Source organism: Synechococcus sp. R6-10 (assembly GCF_047461815.1).
GTDB lineage: Bacteria > Cyanobacteriota > Cyanobacteriia > Thermostichales > Thermostichaceae > Thermostichus.
This window is the reverse complement of sequence record NZ_JANSHW010000020.1, coordinates 1-2810: the sequence shown is the minus strand read 5'-3', so window position 1 is coordinate 2810 and position 2810 is coordinate 1. Positions and strand designations below refer to the sequence as shown.

At 56.5% G+C, this 2810-nt stretch carries 5 protein-coding genes; all 5 read left to right on the top strand.

The features are described 5' to 3' along the window. Positions 1–693 (top strand): response regulator (locus NW837_RS00630; protein WP_414328795.1); only part of this gene is annotated, 693 nt, incomplete at its 5' end. 188 nt (positions 694–881) lie between these two features. Then, positions 882–1259: a response regulator gene (locus NW837_RS00625; RefSeq protein ID WP_414328794.1), complete on the top strand. Its 378-nt coding sequence runs from the start codon at positions 882–884 to the stop codon at positions 1257–1259. Next, positions 1256–1621, top strand: coding sequence for a response regulator transcription factor (locus NW837_RS00620; protein WP_414328793.1), 366 nt, complete (start codon positions 1256–1258; stop codon positions 1619–1621). The genes NW837_RS00625 and NW837_RS00620 overlap by 4 nt, the downstream gene beginning before the upstream one ends. 115 nt (positions 1622–1736) lie before the next feature. Further along, positions 1737–2255, top strand: coding sequence for a CheW domain-containing protein (locus tag NW837_RS00615; protein WP_414328792.1), 519 nt, complete (start codon positions 1737–1739; stop codon positions 2253–2255). A gap of 291 nt (positions 2256–2546) precedes the next feature. Continuing rightward, on the top strand, positions 2547–2810 hold a 264-nt coding region (locus NW837_RS00610; protein WP_414328791.1), incomplete at its 3' end, for a tetratricopeptide repeat protein.

The following is a 2810-nucleotide window of genomic DNA, read 5'->3' as shown; positions in this document are numbered from 1 at the left end:
ATCGTAGCCCAAGTGCAGGAGTGGAAAAAGCTGCACCCCTACATCCAAGCTCCCAACCAAGCTCCCACCATCGTCAACCCCCTGCCGCTCCAGCAAAACCTGCCCGCCCCCGTCTTCAAAGCCCTGAGCGAGTGGTCAGACGGCAAAACCAGCATTCGCCAGATGGGTCGCTACCTGGGTCGAGACACCCTGGCGGTGGCCAAGGCCATCTATCCCTACGTCCGCCAAGGGGCCATTCAACTGTCCGAGCCCGTCTTGATCGCGGAGCCCAAGCCCAGCCGTCCCCTCAAACCCAGCGATAAGCCCAGCCACATCCTTTGCATCGACGACTCCATGGCCATCCAAAAAACCGTAGAGTTCATCCTGCAAAACGAGGGCTACCAGGTTACCACCATCGGCAATCCTCTCAAAGCGCTGGGACAGGTGTTTCTTCTCAACCCCGACATGATTCTCTGCGATGTGGCCATGCCCAAGTTGGATGGGTATGAGCTGTGCGCCATGTTGCGCAAATCCAGCCAGTTCCGCGAAACCCCCATGATTATGCTGACCGGCAAGGATGGTTTTACCGACCGGATTAAGGCCCGCATGGCCGGAGCGAACGAATTTTTGAGCAAACCCTTTGCGGAAAAGGAGTTGTTGACCATTGTCGAATCCTACGTGGGCCCTCCCCCCAAACGGGGCGGTGGCGAATAGGCGTTGGGGCAGCCAAAATGTTGGCACAGAGGACTGTGGGCGGGGTACTGGACAGAAGAGTGGCCTCACCGAAACAATAGGGGTAGCATGGCCGGCCCGGAGCCAGGGAGCCAGGTGAGGTTACAAGAGCAAACCTCAGTCAAAGCAGCCCGACGGTTGCGCGGGAGTGCAAAAGGAGCAAGACGGCAATGAGCAAAGTGCTGGTGGTGGATGACAACCGTACCTACCTGGAGACCATTTCCAGCTTGCTTTCCGAGAACGGTTTGGAAGTCTCCACAGCAACAGACGGCGTAGAGGCAATGGAGTGCATTCGCCAGCAGAAGCCTGATGTGGTGGTGCTGGATATTGTCATGCCGCGCATGAACGGCTACGAGGTGTGCCGGGAAGTAAAGGGGGATGAAAGTACCAAACACATTCGCATCGTCATGTGTTCCACCAAAGACCAGACCTTTGATATCGAGTGGGCCAGGCGCAACCAGGCGGATGCCTATGTAACCAAGCCCTTTAAGCCCCAAGAGCTCCTGGCGACCATCAAACATCAATTGCGGGAGATGAATCGGAAATGAGTCGCGTTTTGGTGGTGGAAGATAGCCAATCCCAGCGGGAGATGATCAGCAAGCTGCTGCAGGAAAACGGCTTCGAGGTGATGACTGTGGAAGACGGGGTGGAGGCCGTAGAGGCGGTGAAGCAAAACAAACCCGACCTGATCGTGCTGGACATCGTCATGCCGCGCATGAACGGCTATGAGGTGTGCCGTCTTCTCAAGGCCGACCCTCTCACCCAAAAAACGCCCATCATCATGTGTTCTTCCAAGGGCGAAGAATTTGACCGCTACTGGGGGATCCGCCAGGGAGCGGATGCCTACATTGCCAAGCCTTTCCAGCCCCAGGAACTGGTGGGTACGATTAAGCAATTACTGAGAGGCTGAGAGCTGCCCCTTCTGCTTCCACGCCTTTCGGTAGGTCCTGAGAACGACTCTGCGTTTTAAGCAGGGAGGGGGGCGGGATCAACAGTCCACAAGACTATCCATGCGGGGGAGCATCATGCTGGGGGATCTGGATTTATTGATGGGGGATGAGACCCAAGAGTTGCGGGAGATGGAGGCTCCCGAAGGTGAGCTATTCCTAAAGTTCAAGATTGCCACCGGGGAGGAATTTGCGCTGCCAGCGGTATCGGTTGTGGAGGTGATGAGCATTGGCCCAGAGAAAATCACCCCCATGCCCAATGTGGACCCAGTTTTGCTGGGCACGCTGAATTTGCGGGGCGAGATCATCTGGGTTGCAGACCTGGGGCAATTTTTGGGGATCAGCCCGCCCCTGAACATCGACCGAGCCGAGATTCCTGTGGTGGCCGTGATGGATCAACAGGATTTGCTCATGGGCTTGGCTGTGGATTTAATTGTAGGCATGGAGTGGCTGAAGACTGAATTGGTGCGGCCTGCCCTCACGGCTCCTGAGTCCATGGCTCCTTTTTTGCGAGGGGAATGGGTGGTGCCCGGAACGGGATCGCGCTTGCCATTGCTGGATCAGTCGGCCATCCTGCGATCCAATCGTTGGGGTTGACAAGCGGCCCCCTGTGAGTTCGGCGAGAGGAAAGTGTATAGTTCCTATCAAAGATCCAAGCTAACTCCAGCCACAATGGGGAAAGTTGGACCAAATCTGTCCCCTACCGATGCGTGTCGAGGCTGTTGAGGGTAAGCCCTGAGACGGCGGCAGAAAGGCCCACTCTTGCTTGACTGAATGTGGAAAAGGGGGGATAGCCTGCATCCATGGGGTTTTGAGGTGTTGGGGGCGTTCCGTTTGCATCTGTGTTGACGCGTGAACAGAGGTAGGCAAGCAGTGAAGGGAGGATCCATGGTTCCGAGCGCGAACAGTCAGAGAGACTACACCGATGCGATGGCCGCCTTTTGGCAGGGAGACTACGTCCGGGCGGTGCGGTTGTTCAACCAAGTGGCCGCTGCTGAACCGCAAGATACTGCTGTCAAGCTGCTGCTGGCTTTGGCACAAAAACAAGCTGGGCAGTTGTTGGAAGCTCGCCAAACCTACAACACCATTTTACAAACAGCCAGTGATCCCGATGAGCTGGAGTCGGCCCGGAAGGGTCTAGAAGAGCTGTTG